The sequence below is a fragment of the Pseudomonas sp. KB_15 genome (assembly GCF_052114525.1).
Taxonomy (GTDB): Bacteria; Pseudomonadota; Gammaproteobacteria; order Pseudomonadales; family Pseudomonadaceae; genus Aquipseudomonas.
Genome location: NZ_JBFREX010000005.1, coordinates 199,538 through 215,219, shown reverse-complemented (window position 1 = coordinate 215,219; position 15,682 = coordinate 199,538). Strand labels below are relative to the sequence as shown.

At 57.6% G+C, this 15,682-nt stretch carries 22 protein-coding genes; 14 read left to right on the top strand and 8 right to left on the bottom strand.

The window, feature by feature from the left end; all coding sequences use genetic code 11:
• Nucleotides 1-51 precede the first annotated feature (51 nt).
• From AB4Z35_RS09290 to AB4Z35_RS09260, 7 genes are read right to left on the bottom strand one after another with little or no spacing between them, the layout of a single operon-like run.
• Complete coding sequence (locus AB4Z35_RS09290; protein WP_442096765.1) at nucleotides 52-321, bottom strand: pyocin activator PrtN family protein; 270 nt, start codon at nucleotides 319-321, stop codon at nucleotides 52-54.
• On the bottom strand, nucleotides 318-986 hold the full coding sequence (locus tag AB4Z35_RS09285) for a hypothetical protein (RefSeq protein ID WP_442096764.1): 669 nt from the start codon (nucleotides 984-986) through the stop codon (nucleotides 318-320). Before AB4Z35_RS09285 ends, AB4Z35_RS09290 begins: the two co-directional genes overlap by 4 nt.
• Nucleotides 983-1,399: a hypothetical protein gene (locus tag AB4Z35_RS09280; RefSeq protein WP_442096763.1), complete on the bottom strand. Its 417-nt coding sequence runs from the start codon at nucleotides 1,397-1,399 to the stop codon at nucleotides 983-985. The genes AB4Z35_RS09285 and AB4Z35_RS09280 overlap by 4 nt, the downstream gene beginning before the upstream one ends.
• 58 nt (nucleotides 1,400-1,457) lie before the next feature.
• Complete coding sequence (locus tag AB4Z35_RS09275) at nucleotides 1,458-1,775, bottom strand: pyocin activator PrtN family protein (protein WP_442096762.1); 318 nt, start codon at nucleotides 1,773-1,775, stop codon at nucleotides 1,458-1,460.
• A complete protein-coding gene (locus tag AB4Z35_RS09270; protein WP_442096761.1) occupies nucleotides 1,768-1,947 on the bottom strand; it encodes a hypothetical protein in 180 nt (59 codons plus the stop codon). The genes AB4Z35_RS09275 and AB4Z35_RS09270 overlap by 8 nt, the downstream gene beginning before the upstream one ends.
• Nucleotides 1,934-2,218, bottom strand: coding sequence for a phage antirepressor KilAC domain-containing protein (locus AB4Z35_RS09265; protein ID WP_442096760.1), 285 nt, complete (start codon nucleotides 2,216-2,218; stop codon nucleotides 1,934-1,936). The genes AB4Z35_RS09270 and AB4Z35_RS09265 overlap by 14 nt, the downstream gene beginning before the upstream one ends.
• Before the next feature lie 10 nt (nucleotides 2,219-2,228).
• Entirely contained in the window at nucleotides 2,229-2,819 is a 591-nt protein-coding gene (locus AB4Z35_RS09260; protein ID WP_442096759.1) for a hypothetical protein, read from the bottom strand.
• A gap of 426 nt (nucleotides 2,820-3,245) precedes the next feature.
• On the opposite strand from AB4Z35_RS09260, the gene AB4Z35_RS09255 reads away from it, so the two are divergent.
• Entirely contained in the window at nucleotides 3,246-3,776 is a 531-nt protein-coding gene (locus tag AB4Z35_RS09255; protein ID WP_442096758.1) for a hypothetical protein, read from the top strand.
• Nucleotides 3,773-4,138 (top strand): hypothetical protein, encoded by a 366-nt coding sequence (locus tag AB4Z35_RS09250; RefSeq protein WP_442096757.1) that lies wholly within the window; start codon nucleotides 3,773-3,775, stop codon nucleotides 4,136-4,138. The genes AB4Z35_RS09255 and AB4Z35_RS09250 overlap by 4 nt, the downstream gene beginning before the upstream one ends.
• Before the next feature lie 17 nt (nucleotides 4,139-4,155).
• On the opposite strand, the gene AB4Z35_RS09245 is transcribed toward AB4Z35_RS09250, so the two are convergent.
• The gene (locus AB4Z35_RS09245) at nucleotides 4,156-4,887 is read right to left on the bottom strand and encodes a S24 family peptidase (protein ID WP_442096756.1); all 732 of its coding nucleotides are present in this window, start codon (nucleotides 4,885-4,887) and stop codon (nucleotides 4,156-4,158) included.
• Between the two features lie 79 nt (nucleotides 4,888-4,966).
• Between AB4Z35_RS09245 and AB4Z35_RS09240 the strand changes: the two genes are divergently transcribed.
• The 12 genes from AB4Z35_RS09240 (at nucleotide 4,967) to AB4Z35_RS09185 (ending at nucleotide 15,633) form a co-directional block, all read left to right on the top strand.
• The gene (locus AB4Z35_RS09240; RefSeq protein ID WP_442096755.1) at nucleotides 4,967-5,227 is read left to right on the top strand and encodes a hypothetical protein; all 261 of its coding nucleotides are present in this window, start codon (nucleotides 4,967-4,969) and stop codon (nucleotides 5,225-5,227) included.
• A gap of 332 nt (nucleotides 5,228-5,559) precedes the next feature.
• Nucleotides 5,560-6,078, top strand: a complete 519-nt coding sequence (locus AB4Z35_RS09235; RefSeq protein WP_065940031.1) for a phage regulatory CII family protein — start codon at nucleotides 5,560-5,562, stop codon at nucleotides 6,076-6,078.
• Nucleotides 6,071-6,298 carry a TraR/DksA family transcriptional regulator gene (locus AB4Z35_RS09230; RefSeq protein WP_442096754.1) on the top strand — a complete coding sequence of 76 codons (228 nt, stop codon included), beginning with the start codon at nucleotides 6,071-6,073 and terminating at the stop codon, nucleotides 6,296-6,298. Before AB4Z35_RS09235 ends, AB4Z35_RS09230 begins: the two co-directional genes overlap by 8 nt.
• On the top strand, nucleotides 6,288-8,504 hold the full coding sequence (locus tag AB4Z35_RS09225; protein WP_442096753.1) for a VapE domain-containing protein: 2,217 nt from the start codon (nucleotides 6,288-6,290) through the stop codon (nucleotides 8,502-8,504). Before AB4Z35_RS09230 ends, AB4Z35_RS09225 begins: the two co-directional genes overlap by 11 nt.
• Nucleotides 8,497-8,856: a PA0613 family protein gene (locus tag AB4Z35_RS09220; RefSeq protein WP_442096752.1), complete on the top strand. Its 360-nt coding sequence runs from the start codon at nucleotides 8,497-8,499 to the stop codon at nucleotides 8,854-8,856. The genes AB4Z35_RS09225 and AB4Z35_RS09220 overlap by 8 nt, the downstream gene beginning before the upstream one ends.
• A gap of 526 nt (nucleotides 8,857-9,382) precedes the next feature.
• Nucleotides 9,383-9,727, top strand: a complete 345-nt coding sequence (locus AB4Z35_RS09215; RefSeq protein ID WP_442096751.1) for a phage holin family protein — start codon at nucleotides 9,383-9,385, stop codon at nucleotides 9,725-9,727.
• Between the two features lie 141 nt (nucleotides 9,728-9,868).
• Entirely contained in the window at nucleotides 9,869-10,426 is a 558-nt protein-coding gene (locus tag AB4Z35_RS09210) for a terminase small subunit (protein ID WP_442096750.1), read from the top strand.
• 4 nt (nucleotides 10,427-10,430) lie between these two features.
• A complete protein-coding gene (locus AB4Z35_RS09205; RefSeq protein WP_442096749.1) occupies nucleotides 10,431-12,449 on the top strand; it encodes a phage terminase large subunit family protein in 2,019 nt (672 codons plus the stop codon).
• 1 nt (nucleotide 12,450) lies between these two features.
• The gene (locus AB4Z35_RS09200) at nucleotides 12,451-12,657 is read left to right on the top strand and encodes a phage head-tail joining protein (protein ID WP_442096748.1); all 207 of its coding nucleotides are present in this window, start codon (nucleotides 12,451-12,453) and stop codon (nucleotides 12,655-12,657) included.
• Entirely contained in the window at nucleotides 12,657-14,138 is a 1,482-nt protein-coding gene (locus tag AB4Z35_RS09195; protein WP_442096747.1) for a phage portal protein, read from the top strand. The genes AB4Z35_RS09200 and AB4Z35_RS09195 overlap by 1 nt, the downstream gene beginning before the upstream one ends.
• Nucleotides 14,135-15,289 carry a head maturation protease, ClpP-related gene (locus AB4Z35_RS09190; RefSeq protein ID WP_442096746.1) on the top strand — a complete coding sequence of 385 codons (1,155 nt, stop codon included), beginning with the start codon at nucleotides 14,135-14,137 and terminating at the stop codon, nucleotides 15,287-15,289. The genes AB4Z35_RS09195 and AB4Z35_RS09190 overlap by 4 nt, the downstream gene beginning before the upstream one ends.
• Nucleotides 15,286-15,633, top strand: a complete 348-nt coding sequence (locus AB4Z35_RS09185) for a head decoration protein (protein ID WP_442096745.1) — start codon at nucleotides 15,286-15,288, stop codon at nucleotides 15,631-15,633. Before AB4Z35_RS09190 ends, AB4Z35_RS09185 begins: the two co-directional genes overlap by 4 nt.
• The last annotated feature ends 49 nt before the right edge of the window (nucleotides 15,634-15,682 follow it).

The window sequence follows — 15,682 nt, the reverse complement described above, 5'->3', positions numbered from 1 at the left end:
AGCATTGAGATACTCAAAAAAGGCCGACTTATTTTTCAAGTCGGCTTTTTGTTATGCGGCTCTGCCCATGAATTTGTTTTGTTCTTTGGCGGCTTTTTCTCTCTGCTTGTCAATGTAGTCTGCAAGGTCTTTTAGATATACGCCTAAAGCTGCTTTTTGACTGTCAGCTCCTAGTCGAACAATCGGTAGATCAATTTCTCCTGATAAACATTTCAGTTTGAATTTTTCGACAGTCAGATGCATATAATCCTCGCAAACACGGGCTAATGGTATTACGGCTTGAGCATTGTATTGGGCCATCAGTAAAAATAAGGTGTTCATTGCTCCTCCTCCCACTGAGCCACATTTAAGACGGCGGCCACTGGCTGTACTGATATTGAAGCGTTGCTGAGCATAAAGGACTCGCCGGCCTTAGCTGGTTTGGGAGCCTCCTCTGCGCACACGCCATCAATGAATAGAAGCAACGGATTATTAGCGCACTCTCGGCCTGTAGGCTGCTGGTCGACCAGAACGGCGTGCTTCCAAGCTCGACGCATCCACGCGGAATAACCTGCTCTGTACGCATAATGCTCACGCGAAAATTTGGCAGACGTGCTCGCACCAGGGGGCGTAATGTACGTCCCACGTTGTTTGCAATACTGCAGCCCCTCAGGTACTGGAAACTCTTTCTCGAACTCGACGCGTTCATCAATCTGAGCGACCTTGACGGCTTCCTGCTTCAGAACGTCCTGAACATGCAGAAGTGGTTTATACCCCACGACAGGCTGCGCGAGCGGGCCATTTTGAGCAATTAGCGTTGCATCAGGTGTCGCTGCCCTGCGCAGCTTTTCGTGGGGTATAAGTGCCTCGGCAGTGGCGCTGAGAGGGGCAATAATGCCTGCTGCTGCGCAGCAGAGGCTGTTTGTTTCCTGCGCGTCGAGGCTCGTTTTGGCGTTTGGGTCGAGTAAGTCGAAGCGCTTGCCGGTATTGGTGAGGATCTGGCTCATGCTGCCTCCTGTTCTACTGGCTCCAGCAGGGCGGCCATGGCGAGCGCTTGTTCGCGAAGCGCGACAGACTCACGTTCGAGTTTTTTGCCGGTGCGGAATGCGGCGAATGTCTCGGCGGCGATCCTGAGTTTTTCCGCGATGGCCAGCAGGGTTTTACGTTCTGGTTCCCCCAGTTTCGAAGTGGCCAGTGCGCTCTCATGGCGGGCGTACAGTTGTTGGTGGTGTTTCCGAGCCTGGTTAAGTGAAAGCTCCAGGTTGCGGACGGTTTGCGAGTTGTCGGATTGTTGGATGGCCATGCCTTCATCAATGCCCTCTACGCGTCCGTCGATGAGGCCGCCGCGGTAGCCGGCCCAATAGGTGAGGGCGATGAGCAAGATGAGGACGATCAGTGCGCAGATTTGAATTGCGGTCATGTGGTGTGCTCCTGGTGATTTCATCGGCTGGTGGTGGCAGCCGTTCGGTTTGTGGGTGTTACTCGTTGGTCTCTTCCTGCTGTCGCTGCATGTCTTCGTCGGCCTTATAGGCACGGATGTCGATCAATGAGGCGACGTGCCGGATATGTGCGTACTTCGGTGCCTTGCGGCTGGTGTCCAGCGTGGTGATGGGAAGCTGGATGCGGCCGCTGCTGATCTCGGCTACGAACGATTGCTCGTTGAGGTTGCGGAAATACTGCTCGCGCACTTTGTCCAGCGGGATCAGGACGTCGCCGAAGATGCGGTAGAGCAATTCGACGGTGGCTGACTCCGGTGCAGGGTGCAGGCGGAGTGGGTTTTGTGCTGCGTTACTCATGGCTTTGTTGGGCCTCCTTGCGTGGTGTTCTTGCCGGATGGTTCCAGGCGTTCAGGCAGTGGCGTTTGGTCAGCTCGCGCAGATGCTCGGGTACTTCGAGGAGCGCGGCATTGCGCTCCTCTCGTGTCCGCATGGCGATGATCTGGCGGGCGTATTCCCTAGGCCACGTCACGGGTGTCTACCGGGATGTCGGGTAGCGCCAATCCCAGTTGCTCGGCCAGCCAGCGAATGCCGGGTTGTTTGACCCGGGTTGATTGGCTGTACTGCATGCCGAGTTGATCGTGATACCAGTGGCCGTCCTTGACCCGCAGATAGTCGCGATCACGGGCGGGGTAGGACGGCAGGTTCCGTTCGTTGAGCAGGTCCTTTTCGCGCATCAATTTGATGAGCTTTGGCCGGGTCAGGGCAAGTTGGCTGGCGGCTTGAGCGAGCGTGCGTTCCATGGCATCCCCCTCATGCGGCGTGTGCGGCAGGTGTCGCCACAGCAGCCAGATGGTTAATGGACTCGACGACCTTGCAGTAGATCTCGACATCGGTGCCGCACACGGTGAAGCATTTGGTGCGTGGACTCTTTACACCGATGCTCAGGATGGTGGTGACACCAGGGCGGGTATGGGTGCGGTGGATCGCGATATGGATGGGCAGTTCGAAACCCAAGTCGAGGCTCAGGGTGCCGCCGGTGATGACCAGTTCGAACACGCGTTGCTTGTCCTGGAGATCAAACCGGCCGTATTTGCGGCTTGCGTGAGGCAGGTGCACCAAGTCGTCCGTGTTGCTCGGGTAGAAAGGGCCGTTGGCGATTTCTTCGATAAAATCGGCCAGCTTGAGGTGCATTTTCTTTTCGTTGTTCAAGGTCAGCGTGTGGCGTTCACTGCCCAGTTCGACGACGAAAATGGTCTCTGCTGTGCCACGTTCAACCTTGAGGCGGAAGGCCACGCCTTCACGCTTGGGTGCGGACCGCAATACGTGGTTGAAGGTCTCGGTCAGGTTCACCTGGGCGTTGAGCAACTGCAGGGTGCGGTTGTCGAGTTTGAATTTGCTCATGCTGCGTGCCCCCCGCCGTTAGGTTCGAATTTGGTGGGCGCGGTGGGGGCTTTCTGCTTTGGTTTGGTGGGAGCAAACGAGCAGCCGCATTCACGGGCTAGGCGGCGAATTTCGAAGATGCGGAAGGGGTTAGCTGTGGCCGGATGGACGTGTAAGGTTGTAATGGTGTGCATGATGTTGCCTCGCTCTGTGGTGGAAGAGTGGGGCAAATATCAACCAGTGGTTGCTAAATGTCAACCTTTGGTTGATTTATCGATTGTTATTTTTCGTTCATTGATCTGTAGATTGAACAAGTTTCCTATTTTGAGATGGGTTAGTTAATCGTGTTTTTAACAATATGAGCTGCTTGAAGGTGGTTCAAAAAACGTGTAAGTTTGCATAAATATTTATTCTTTTATTAGGGATGTTGCCTTAAGAAAGTATGGAGTGAGTATATTGATACCTACACATCCCGCTGTGCCCAGCGAGTCGGTTGACGATGCGCATGTAGAGCTGGCACCTACAGAGGCAGAGGCTATTGAACCAGCGCCATCAGAGCAAGAAGTTACACCTCATATCTCGTCAGTACAAAGTCAACCTATTGAGGCTAAAAAAAGGGGGCAACGTAAATCTTTAACTAGCGCTAGACGAGAACTCAGTGAGAAAGAGTTTTCATCGCCTGCGGTACTGAAACTGATATTAGACGATCTTGATAGATTGGAGGAGGACAAGTCAGAACTGGCTTCATTTAGGGAAGAGTATCATCGTGTAGATAAGGCAGTCGCAGTGTTGACTGAGAAATTCAAAACCAACGTTGCCCTCGAGGTTTTGTCTCTGGGAAGCATCACTGTAGGGGCAGCGGCAATAGGTTACGCCCCGAACGTTTGGAACGCGGGGGGTGTCACACCTTACCTTCTTCTGGCTTTTGGAGTCCTACTCGTAGCGTCTGGTATTGGTGCGAAAGCGGTGAAAATATGAACTTAAAACTTCAGTCGATCGCTGATAAAGGTGATTTGACCAAAGAAAGATTAGTTATAAAGGTTCTAAAGAATACCGATATTGCTGACTACGTGATTCTTAGGACGGGGTGCGGGACTAATGGTGTTCCAACTACGAAAGTGCACAATACCCTTTGGCTTGCATCGAAAAAGCTCGCTGCCGGTGATCTTGTTGTAATTTACTCAAAGGCCGGGGCTAATAGTGAGAAAGAACTTAGTGGTGAGCGTACGGCGCACTTCATATATTGGGGGAGTACGACCGCATTGTGGGGGGCAAAAGATAAAGTTGCAGTTTTACTGCATGCCCCTGAGTGGGAGTCAAAAACCGTAGAGGAATTGTGATTTATAAAGTTGGCTCTCTATTCCGGAATGAATGAGCCAACTACTTTACCACATATGTGAGTTTCCTCTGTAATATCGATTATTGGATATTGAGGATTGATGGGTTTCAAATATTGACGCCCTGCATCTGAAACTAGAACTTTAAATGTGGCTTCATTGGTTCTAGGAACCCGGGCTATGACGCGATCTCCTGTTTTGGTTTCTGCTTCCGGATCTACAAATATAATACAACCCGTTGGGTAACTGCGGCCTGGGGCAGGATTTGTCATCGAGTCGCCCATTACTTTCAATGCGTATCCTTGGTTGCTAATCGGTACAGGGCAAGACAACCAGGAGTCAGCATCGTAAGCCTCAAAATTTGAAATCGCTTCGCACCAAGCGCCGGCCTGAACCCAAGAAATCAACGGTACTTTTCCAAAGCGTTGTCTAACTTCGCTGACGTTGCTCCCACCACTGACGGCGGGCTGATGACTATTTCTACCGCTGGTTTGTTCTTTAGGCAAAACACCGTACTCCAACCACTCCCGGCGTACGTTCAGCCACGAGCAGAGCGCAGTCATGCTATCTGCTTCTGCCATAGCTTCGCCGTTCAACCATTTGCTGATGGCTTGCGTAGTTTTCTCAACCCCCAAGCTCTGTAACTGGCGGTGAATGTCCACACCACGGCCTCGGCTACGTACGCCGGCATCGTCGAGGGCTTCGTGTAGGCGCTCGCTGAAAGCTGCGCGGAGTGCATTTTTATCAACCATGAGTTGAGAGTCTCATAAAGGTTGCGCAATAGTCAGTTGATCTATAACATCAACCGTAAGTTGATAAATGGAGGCTGTCATGTTGGACCCCGCAGATTTTCCGAACGCCATTGCGTTCGCGTTTGAGGCCGTAGGCGGCATCGGGGCCGCCGCGAAGGTATGCAATAGAAGCTATCAGGCATTGAACAAATGGCGTCAGGCTGCATGTCTGCCGCGAACGGATTACACCGGTGAAACCAAATACGCTGAGCTGTTGGCTACTGCGGCGAAGAAGAAAGGCAACGCTTTCCATGCCGCTTGGTTGCTGAATGCGTCGGCTCCTCAAAAAACCGCTGCTTAGCAAGAAAAAAGGCGACCCAAAGGCCGCCCAGTTCCTCCCGACACGCACCACCACAGCGCTGTCGGGTCGCAGTAAAGGTAGGCGGGCACACCACATGCTAACCACCTCCCTTTACTGCGCTTTCCAAGGCACGGAATGCCTTGGTGTTGCTGCCTTTTCCACCACAGATTGGGCAGCGGTTGCGCCAGGGGTGAACAAAGGATTGTTCGCCCCGGCACGGTGCCGGTGTCGATCCTGAAGATCTAGCCGGCGTTTGGGCCCTTTCAAGCCACGCGGCAAATGTATCACCACTGCATGTCGCGCGGCACTGGCAACTGTTAAGGATTAATGCCATGAGCCGAATCGCTTTGAGTTCTGTTGAGCGGGCGCAGCGGGAAGTTCTGCCGCTCGACCTCGCGCTTTACCATGCCGCTCGGGATTACCCGGGCGGTGCCGCTGCCATCGCCGCCACCACCGGCAGAAACGCCACCACGCTGCAGCACAAGCTTTCCCCAACCCATCCCAGCCATACGGTGAACATTCAGGAATTCGGCGAGATCCTGGAGTTGACCAAGGATCGCCGCATTCTGGATGCGGTGCATGCCTTGGTAGGTGATACGACCTGGCAGGAGCTGGCCGAGGCGTACACCAACGACATGCCCGAAACGCTGACCACAGGGATTGCTGAGTACTTCCGGCAGGTGGCGGATTTGGCTGATACCTGGGCCAAGAGTATCGGCGATGGGGTGGTGACCGACGATGAACTCGCCGCGATTCGCCTGCAGGTGTTTCGGGGGATTCAGGGGCTGCTGGGGATGTTCAACCGCGCCACGTACGTTAACCAGACGACGCGGGGTGCTGATCGTGGCTGATATTGCTGATTTCGCTAACGACCTGGTGCAGGAGCGGATCGATCAGGCGCTGGCGGCGCGTAATGCCGCCAAGTCTACGTCGGTGGTTCATTCGTTTTTGTTCTGCGAAGGGTGCGACGACCCGATTCCTGATGCACGCCGAGTCGCATCTCCGGGTTGCACGCAGTGCGTACAGTGCCAGTCTATAGATGAACAGCGGGAGGCTCGCCATGCTCGATGAGGTGTTGGGGCAATTCGCAGACTATGGCCTTGAGCCTGAGCAGCCGCTGATTTTCGGCAAGCTGACCCGCTGTAAAACGGCGCAGGACATGGGCAAGGAAAAGAACGGTTGGTATGTTGTCCACGAGCACCGAACGGAGAAAGGCGAGACGCTGATTTTCGGCAGCTTTGGTGATTGGCGTTCGGGTGAGACACAGAAGATCAAAGTCAAAGCCGGGCGGATGTCGCCAGAAGAACGTGAGGTGATACGAGCTCGGCAGGAGGAAGCCAAACGTCGTGCTGCCGAGATCGCTGCCAACGCGGCCCGTCGTGCGGCGAAACGGGCAGCGGGGCTGTTCAAACGCATGCCGGAGAAGGGCCGCAGCGACTATCTGGATCGAAAGCAGATCGTTGGTTTCGGCGTTCGATATGCACCGCACTCCGGCGCGCTTTTGGTGCCTATGTGCAACGTTCGCGATCAGATTGTCGGCCTGCAGGTGATTTTTCCATCCAAGCAGGAGGACACCGGCCGGGACAAATCCTATTGGCCGTACGGCATGTCGAAGGAGGGTGCTTTCCACCTGATCGGGCCGCACCCAGAGCCGGGTGAGCCGGTATTGGTGTGTGAGGGCTACGCCACCGGCGCCAGCCTGCACATGGCGACCTCGCTGACGGTGGCCATCGCCTTCGATGCGGGCAATTTGCTGGTGGTGTGCAAGGCCATGCGCGAGCGCTTCCCTGGTTGCCCGCTGATTGTGTGCCGGGACGATGACTGGAAGACCAAACGGCCGAATGGCGAGCCATGGAACCCCGGTGAAGAGAAGGCGAACAATGCCGCACTGATCGTCGGTGGCCAGGTGGTCGCGCCGATCTTCTCCAGTGAGCGGGAGGACAAGTGGACCGACTTCAACGACCTGCATGTTGCCGAGGGTTTGGAAGCGGTGCGCCGCCAGGTGTTGGCGGTGGTCAAACCACCGGCTGCAGGTGGTTGGAAAGACATGCTGGCCCGCAGTGAGAGCGGTGCTCTGATTGCGCATATGCAGAACGTCGAGCTGATTCTGGCCAATGACGAGCGCTGGGCTGGGGTGATCAGTTACAGCGCGTTCAGTTCGAAGATCGTGAAACTGCGCGCTGCACCTTATGGCGGCGGCACTGGTGATTGGGCGGACATTGATGATGTGCGGGTGATGAAGTGGCTCGCGCAGCAGTACAACTTACGGGTGAAAGCCTCGCATGTGATCGAGGCGGTGAGCGTCGTTGCGCATGACCATGCATTTCATCCAGTGCGTCAGTACCTGCGCAAGCTGGAGTGGGATCGTGTACCACGTCTCGAAAGCTGGCTTACGGATGTCATGGGCGTTAAGGCCACTGATTACTCTTCGAAGGTCGGCAAGCGTTGGATGATGTCTGCCGTGGCCCGGGTGATGAAGCCAGGCTGTAAGGCTGACTCGGTGATGATTCTGGAAGGCGCTCAAGGCGCGGGTAAATCGACGGCGATGAGTATTCTCGGCGGCGAGTGGTTCATGGATACGCCGTTTGCGCTGGGTGACAAGGACGGCTTTCAGGCGATCCGGGGCAAGTGGATTGTTGAGTTGGGGGAGCTGGATAGCTTCAACAAGGCTGAAAGCACCAAGGCTAAGCAGTTTTTCTCGGCGTCCACCGACACCTATCGCGAGAGTTATGGCCGCAGAACCATGGACGTGCCACGCCAGTGTGTATTTGTGGGTACGACCAACCAGGACGAGTATCTGAAGGACGCCACGGGTAACCGGCGTTATTGGCCTGTGGCCTGTACCAAGGTGGATCTAGAGTTGTTGCGCACGATGCGCGATCAGCTGTGGGCCGAGGCGGTGTTCTGTTATGACGCGGGCGACCTTTGGTGGGTGACGCTGGATGAAGCGGCAATGTTCGGCGAGGAGCAGGATGAGCGCTTTGTGGTGGATGAGTGGGAAGGGCCGATTCTGACCTGGCTCGAAGAGTCGCAGATCGGCGAGACCACCACCGGCAGTGATGTGCTGACCAGTGCGTTGAAGTTGGATTATGGGCATTGGGGCAAGCCGGAGCAGATGCGGGTGGGGGCGATCATGCATCGGTTGGGGTGGCGTCGTGTGCGTTTGCCCGCGTTGGTTAAGAGTGGGCAGCGGCCTTGGGCTTACAAGAAACCGGCAGGGTGGGGTGGTGCCTCGGCGTTGCAGCGAGAAGCGTTCGAGGAGCCTTGCTTTGATTAAGGAAGTCGATTCGCTGCTCAGGTTGTGGGCGCAGGAGCTGCATTCCGACCTGTCGAAAGGCGGGCTTGCTGGGGGCAACATGGTCGCCATGATGATGGAGAGCAACGGTCAATTGATCCGTGGCCGGCGCGCAAGCCGTGCGCCGCTGGAAAGCTCTCTCGACATTGAGCTGATTGTGACCAAGCACCTGAGCGCCGACCTGGAGAAGGTCGTGCGGGAGCACTACTGCAATTTCGATATCGACATGCGCTTACGGTATGCGCACTGCGGTTGTGGTCGCGACACGTATTACCAGCGTCTGCATGACGCGCATCTGCACATATTTGGCATGTTAATGGGGATGGCTGCGTGACCCCAGGCATGACCTCGGCTGTTGTTGTCCCATTGGCCCGTCTTGTCTCGCTGCATTCTGATGCAGTGGGACAGGTGCGGGCCTTGTCTTTGTTGGGCTGTCCCACCGTCCCGCCACCAAGTGCCTCCCGCCCGTGTAAGCGTAGCGGGCAGCAGTACGCGCGGTTCACGCGCATGCGTGTTATTTAAATTCTTCCTTTACACGAGAAGGAAAGAGATAAGTAGGACAGTGGGGCGAAGCCCCGAATTTAGGTTCTCCCAGGCGTCCCACTCCGATTCCGAATGGTAGGACAGATGGGACGCCGCCGAAACTGCAGAATGCCGGGGTGGGATATTCGCCGACATTCGTTAGGCGTTCACCCGGTGTTACCCACTTATTCGCCGGGTGGCATTAAACCGGGGTTGCTGCCACCGGAATCGACCTGTAAAAAGTAGTCATCTTCGATAGGTGCGACCGCAGAGAGCGGCAGGCACCACACCACCAAACCCGGCCATTGCGTCGGGTTTTTGCGTTTATGGGGAAGGCGATGACGAATGAGCAACAGGCGTTGGTAGATATGCCGGTTTGGATGGTGATTGTCCTGTCGCTGGTCGGCGGCGTGTCCGGCGAGATGTGGCGGGCAGACAAGGCTGGTGTGCGAGGTTGGCCGCTGGTGCGGCGGTTGGCACTTCGGTCTGGTGCCTGCGTTGCGTGTGGGCTGTCGACGATGATGCTGTTGCATGCCGCCGGGGTTTCAATTGTGGCGGCAGGGGGCATCGGATGTTTGACAGCCATGGCCGGCGCCGATGTTGCCATTGGGTTGTACGAACGCTGGGCGGCGAAGCGGTTGGGCATTTCCGATCTGCCCCCAACTAGCGGCGGGTCGGCCTGAAATCGCCGGGGACCCTGGGGTTATCCGGTGGGTACGGGGTCGGAAACCCGCGGGAAAGTGTTAGCGGACGGTTCACCAGCTTAGTGAACTGGGGTGAACAGGTGAACCCCCGAATTCATGGGGTGAACAGGACATTCCATCATGACTGTAATCAGTAAAACGGAGTTCGCCGCACGGCGTGGCTGGGCCAAATCGTATGTGTCCAAGTTGGCTAATCAGGACCGATTGGTGCTGACCGAGGATGGCAAGGTGGAGCTCGAAGCCACCGAAGCACTGCTGGCCGAGTCTGCCGACCCAAGCAAAGCCGCCGTTGCCGACCGACACGAACGCCTTCGTCTTCAGCGGGAAGCTCAAATCACCGCTGAAGAATCTGCGGTGCCGCAAGTCGGGCAGGCGGTGGACTTTCAAAAGTCTCGGGCGCTGCGGGAGCATTATCTGGCCCTGCAAGAGCAAGCCAACTTTCACAAACAGCAAGGAACTCTGGTGGAACGCGTCGCGGTGGAAACCGGTGCCTATAACGCGGGCCGACTACTGCGCGACCAACTGCTGGGCATGCCTCCGCAGCTTGCACCGGAACTCGCCGTCATGACCGACCCCTGGCAGATCGAAAAGCATTTGACGGCGGCTATTCGTCGCTCGCTTGAGGACGCAGAGCGCTTGTCCTCGGCGGATCTTGAACACGCCCTGACCACGAGTTAAACCAATGCCCACGGAAATCCCCGACGGTGCAGAGGTGTACCGGGAGGCATATTTCCGTGGTCTTCATCCTGACCCGGACGTCTGGATCGATGAGTGGGCCGACGAGTACATGCGCATCCCGCGTGACACTGGTGCGGCCGAGCCCGGCCAGTACCGCACTTCACGTACACCCTATGCCCGCGAGCCGATGCGCTGCTTGTCGCCGGCTCACCCCTGCAAGCGCGTGGTCACCATGGTGGCCTCGCAGCTGATGAAAACGCAGATTGCGTTGAACTGGATCGGCGGCCTGATCCACATGGCGCCCTCCAATATCCTGACGCTGTTGCCGAGCCTCGGTCTGGCCAAGCGGGTGTCCTCGCGGATCGGTAAGACCATCAAGGCCACCCCGGTCTTGCGTGAACGTGTGGCCTCTAGTCGCTCGCGGGACTCGCGCAACACCATGGACACCAAGGAGTTCGAGGGAGGGTCGTTGTACGTGACCACCGCCGGCTCCGCCGCCAACCTGGCGGAGCTCTCGGCGCGCTACGTTTACGGCGATGAGATAGACCGTTGGGAAGTGGATATCGGCGAAGAGGGCGATCCCATTGAGCTGGCGGAAACGCGCGGCAGTACCTTCGGCCGCAACGCCAAGTTTTACTTCTCCAGCTCACCAACGATCAAAGGCGCCTCGCGGATCGCCGATCTATTCGAGGGTAGCGACCAGCGTCACTACTACGTGCCGTGCCCGACCTGTGGGCACATGCAGACTCTGGAATGGGAACGCCTGCATTACTCAATAGATTACAGCGTGGTGCATTACCAGTGCGCCGGTCCTGACTGCGACGTGCTGATCGATGAGTACCACAAGGGCGAAATGCTCGCCCAGGGCGAATGGCGGGCTCACGCCGAAGGTGACGGCGAGACAGTGGGTTTCCACCTCAATGCGCTGTATTCGCCGCTGGGCTGGATGGACTGGAAATCACTGGCCAAGCAGTTCGAAAAAGCCAAGAAGGCCCAAGCCAAAGGCGACCTTGAACCCATGCAGGTGTTCTACAACACCCGCCTGGCGAAGGTCTGGGACAGCGCACAAGAGCAAACCAAAGCCGATGTGCTGAGACAACGCGCTCGGTTGGAAAGCTATGGTCTGGGTTCGATACCGGCCGGTGTGTTGATGCTCACCGGCGCCGTCGACGTTCAAGCCAATCGCCTGGAATTCATGGTGATGGGCTGGGGTGTCGGGATGGAGCGTTGGATTGTCGACTTCCAGGTGGTGCCAGGCGATCCCGCAGACGAACGCACATGGGCTGCGTTGGATGAATTGCTCAAGGCTAAATATCGCCATCCGTGCGGTGTGGGTCTGGGCATTCTCGCCACAGGCGTCGACTCTGGTGGTCACCACACCGATGAGGTCTACCAGTTCTGCCGCGTTCGTCGCTGGCGAAACGTGTTCGCCATCAAGGGCGCGAGCAAGCCAGGTAGACCGGTGATCGCTCAGCGGCCTTCGATGGTTGACGTGACCTGGAAGGGCCAGACCGAACGCAACGGTGCCGAACTGTGGTTTGTCGGTACCGACACGGCGAAGGACTGGATCTACAACCGCTATCCGTTCGAGGCCGGGCCTGGTGCATTGCACTTTGCTAATGACCTGCCGGATGACTTTTTCGACCAGTGCGTTGCGGAGCGCAAGGTCGCGCGCTACGTGCGCGGCCACAAGCGCATCGAGTGGGTCAAGGGCAAGGCCGAGCGTAACGAAGCACTCGACCTGATGGTGTACTGCCTGGCCATGGCGCATTACCTGGGCCTCAACCGTTACAAAGAACACGACTGGGAGCGGGTGCGTCAGTCGCTGGCGCAATCGGGTCTGTTCGACGAAGCCTTGGGCATCAAACCGATTCAAGGCGAACGCGTAAGCACTACCGGTCAAACAGATCCGGCTGCTGCACCGCAATCAACACGACAACTCGCCGCTTCGGTTGTGCCCTCGCGACCCGCAACACCACCTCAACGCCGCAGCTCCAGCAGCGGTTACCTGAAGAGACGCTGATATGTCATTTACCCAGAAGCACCTCGACGCAGTTGAGGCGGCGATAGCTCGCGGTGAAAAAACCGTGCGTTACGCCGACCGTACCGTGGAGTACCGCACCGTCGACGAGCTGCTCAAGGCGCGTGAAGAAATCCGTACGTCACTGATCAGCGCAGCCGGGCCACGCTCTCGGGTGGTTCGGTTGTATCACGGAGGCAAAGGACTCTAATGGCCCGCCACTATCCGACGCTCACCCGTAACGGATTCGTGTTGCCGTCGAACATCAAGGCCAGTTACGAAGGCGCCGGTGAGGGCCGACGGTCTACTGGCTGGGATGCACCCGACAACGGGATCAACAGCATCAACACCCCGGCACTGCGTAACTTGCGGTCGCGCTCCCGGGCAGCGGTTCGCAATGACCCGTATGCCTTCAACGTGATCGATAAGCGCGTCAGTAACTTGATCGGTACCGGCATCACGCCGCGACCGAAAACCGACGATGAAGTCCTGCGCAAGATTCTGCAGGAGCTGTGGGATGACTGGGTTGATGAATCGGACGCCGATGAGCGCACCGATTTCTACGGCCAGCAGGCGTTGGTGGCTCGAACGGTTGAAACATCAGGCGAATGTTTTGTACGACTGCGACCTCGCGGTCTGGATGAAGGTCTCGCGGTTCCGCTCCAGCTCCAGATTCTGGCCCCGGAGTTCGTGCCGCATGACAAGTTCGAAACAACCAAAGCCGGCAACATTATCCGCGCCGGGATCGAGTTCACTCCAGGTGGAAAGCGGGTGGCGTATTGGATGTATCTGGCGCATCCGCGTGATGCGTCGTCGTTGAACGCCGGTTACAACCAGCTGGTGCGGGTGCCTGCCTCGCAGGTGTTGCACATCTTTGAGCCGGTCGAGCCCGGCCAGTTGCGCGGCGTGCCTCGATTGTCACCGGTGCTCAAGCGCCTGCGCAGTCTCGACAATTACGACGACGCGGTGTTGTTCCGCCAGGAAGTGGCCAACCTGTTTGCCGGTTTCATCAGCCGGCCGGCACCGGATTCAGGACCCACACCCCGGGATCCGGTCACCGGCCAACCCTTGAACCTCGATCACGACGGCTTCACGCCGATGGTGGCGCTGGAGCCCGGCACCATGCAGGAGCTGGGACCCGGTGAAGAAGTCGAGTTTTCCAAGCCGCCGGATGCCGGTAACAACTATCCGGACTTCATGCGACAGCAACTGATGGCGGCGGCAGCCGGCACCGGCACGCCTTACGAGATCCTCACTGGCGACATGCGCGAGATTAACGACCGTGCATTACGCGTGGTGCTCAACGAGTTTCGGCGGCGGCTGGAGCAGCTGCAATTTGGTGTTTACGTACACCAGCTGTGCCGCCCAGTGCGCGCGGCCTGGATGGACATGGCGGTGCTGTCCGGTGTCCTGGTGCTGGAGGACTACGCGCAACGCCGTCGTGAATATTTGCGGACCCGTTGGGTGCCACAAGGCTGGGCTTACATCCAACCGGTGCAGGACGTTCAGGCTCGACGCATGGAGGTGCAGGCCGGCTTTGCATCACGCAGCGAAATGGTCTTGCGCACCGGCTACGACGCTGAAACCGTCGATGCAGAAAACGCCGCCGACCTGGCCCGTGCCACCGCGCTTGGCCTCAATTACAACACTCTCGCCATCCTCGAAAAGATCGACGACAAGGAGCAAGAATGAGCAAGAAAACCCGCCCGCGCATTTATGACAAGGCCGGAAAGCTGGTCAAAGTCGAGGACAAGAGTTGGTATGCGTTGCAAGCCAGCGGTGAAGCAAATCAGCGCACTATCGAAGTATTTGTCTATGGCGAGATTGGCGGTTGGGGCATTACCGCGAATCAGTTCTCCCGGGACTTGCGAGCCATGGATGACGGCGTGTCGCCGGTGATTGCGGCCTTCAACAGCATTGGTGGTGATCTGTTCGACGGTCTGGCCATGCATAACGCTCTGGCTCGGCTGGGTGAGCGTTGTACTGGCCGCATTGATGCATTGGCCGCCAGTGCCGCCAGCGTCGCCGTATGCGGTGCCCATCGGGTAGTGATCGCGGCCAATGCCATGATGATGATTCATAACCCCTGGACCCACGTGGCCGGCGATGCCGAGGACTTTCGCAAGGTCGCCGATGTGCTCGACCAGACGACGGAGGCAATCATCGCTTCCTACAAGTCGAAAGCGCCCAACATTGACGAGGAGGAACTGCGTCGACTGGTTTCTGCGGAAACTTGGCTGACGGCCAACGAAGCGGTGGCGTTGGGTTTGGCCGACGAAGTCGGGGACGGCGTCAAGGTCAAGGCCTGTCTAGGCCAGGGCGCGGTGCTGCAGCGTTACCAGCGTGCGCCGGCCGAGTTGCTGGCCCAACTTGACGCGCCGGAGGAGCCGGATCCGGACACTGAGCCTGAAGACACGCCGCCGACGCCGCCCGTGGTCGACTCGACCAAGCTGGCGCTGATGATCACCCAGCGTTGCGCTGAGGCGGGGATCAGCAACCTGGTCGCGCCACTGCTCAGCTCGACCAAGCTTGAAAGCGAAGAAATCGTGCAAGCCGGTTTAACCCGCGCCAAGGCCGTGAATGACCTGTGCGTTGCAGCGCGATTGCCTGAATTCAGTGCCGAGTATGTCGCGGCCGGCTTGGATGCGGCGGCGGTTCGGGCGCGCTTGTTCGACAAGATCGTCAGCAGTGGCAAAGGCTTCGAGATTGATAACAGCCTGCCGCTGGACGACGACAAGCCGCTGCAGTCCCAAGCCAAACAACCCAATTCCGGTTCGATCTGGGCGGCGCGCAAAGCTGCTCACGGTGGTAATCCCAACACTGCTCGAGGAGCACATTCATGAGTCACATCCAACGCGAACCGGTTCACGCCGGTGAGTTCCTGCTGTCCGAAGGTGCCGGGCAAATTTCCCGCGAGGTGATCAACGTCGCAGCCGGTCCTGCGCTGATGCCTGGACAGGTGCTCGGTCTGGTCACGGCGACAGGATTTTTTACGCCGTACGACCCGGAGGCTGAAAACGGCAGCGAACACGCAGCCTGCATCCTGTTCGGGCTCTTGGGCGAGTCTGATGTTACCCGCCGTGCGCGGGCCGTCGTGCGCTTGGCGGAAGTCAGTGAAGCCCATCTGACCGGGCTTGATCCCGCCGCCGAGCAAGCCCTGGCCGAGCGATTCATCATCGTTCGATAGCCCATCTGAAACTTCCCCAACCCCGCCCCGAGCGGGGTTTACTTTTTCT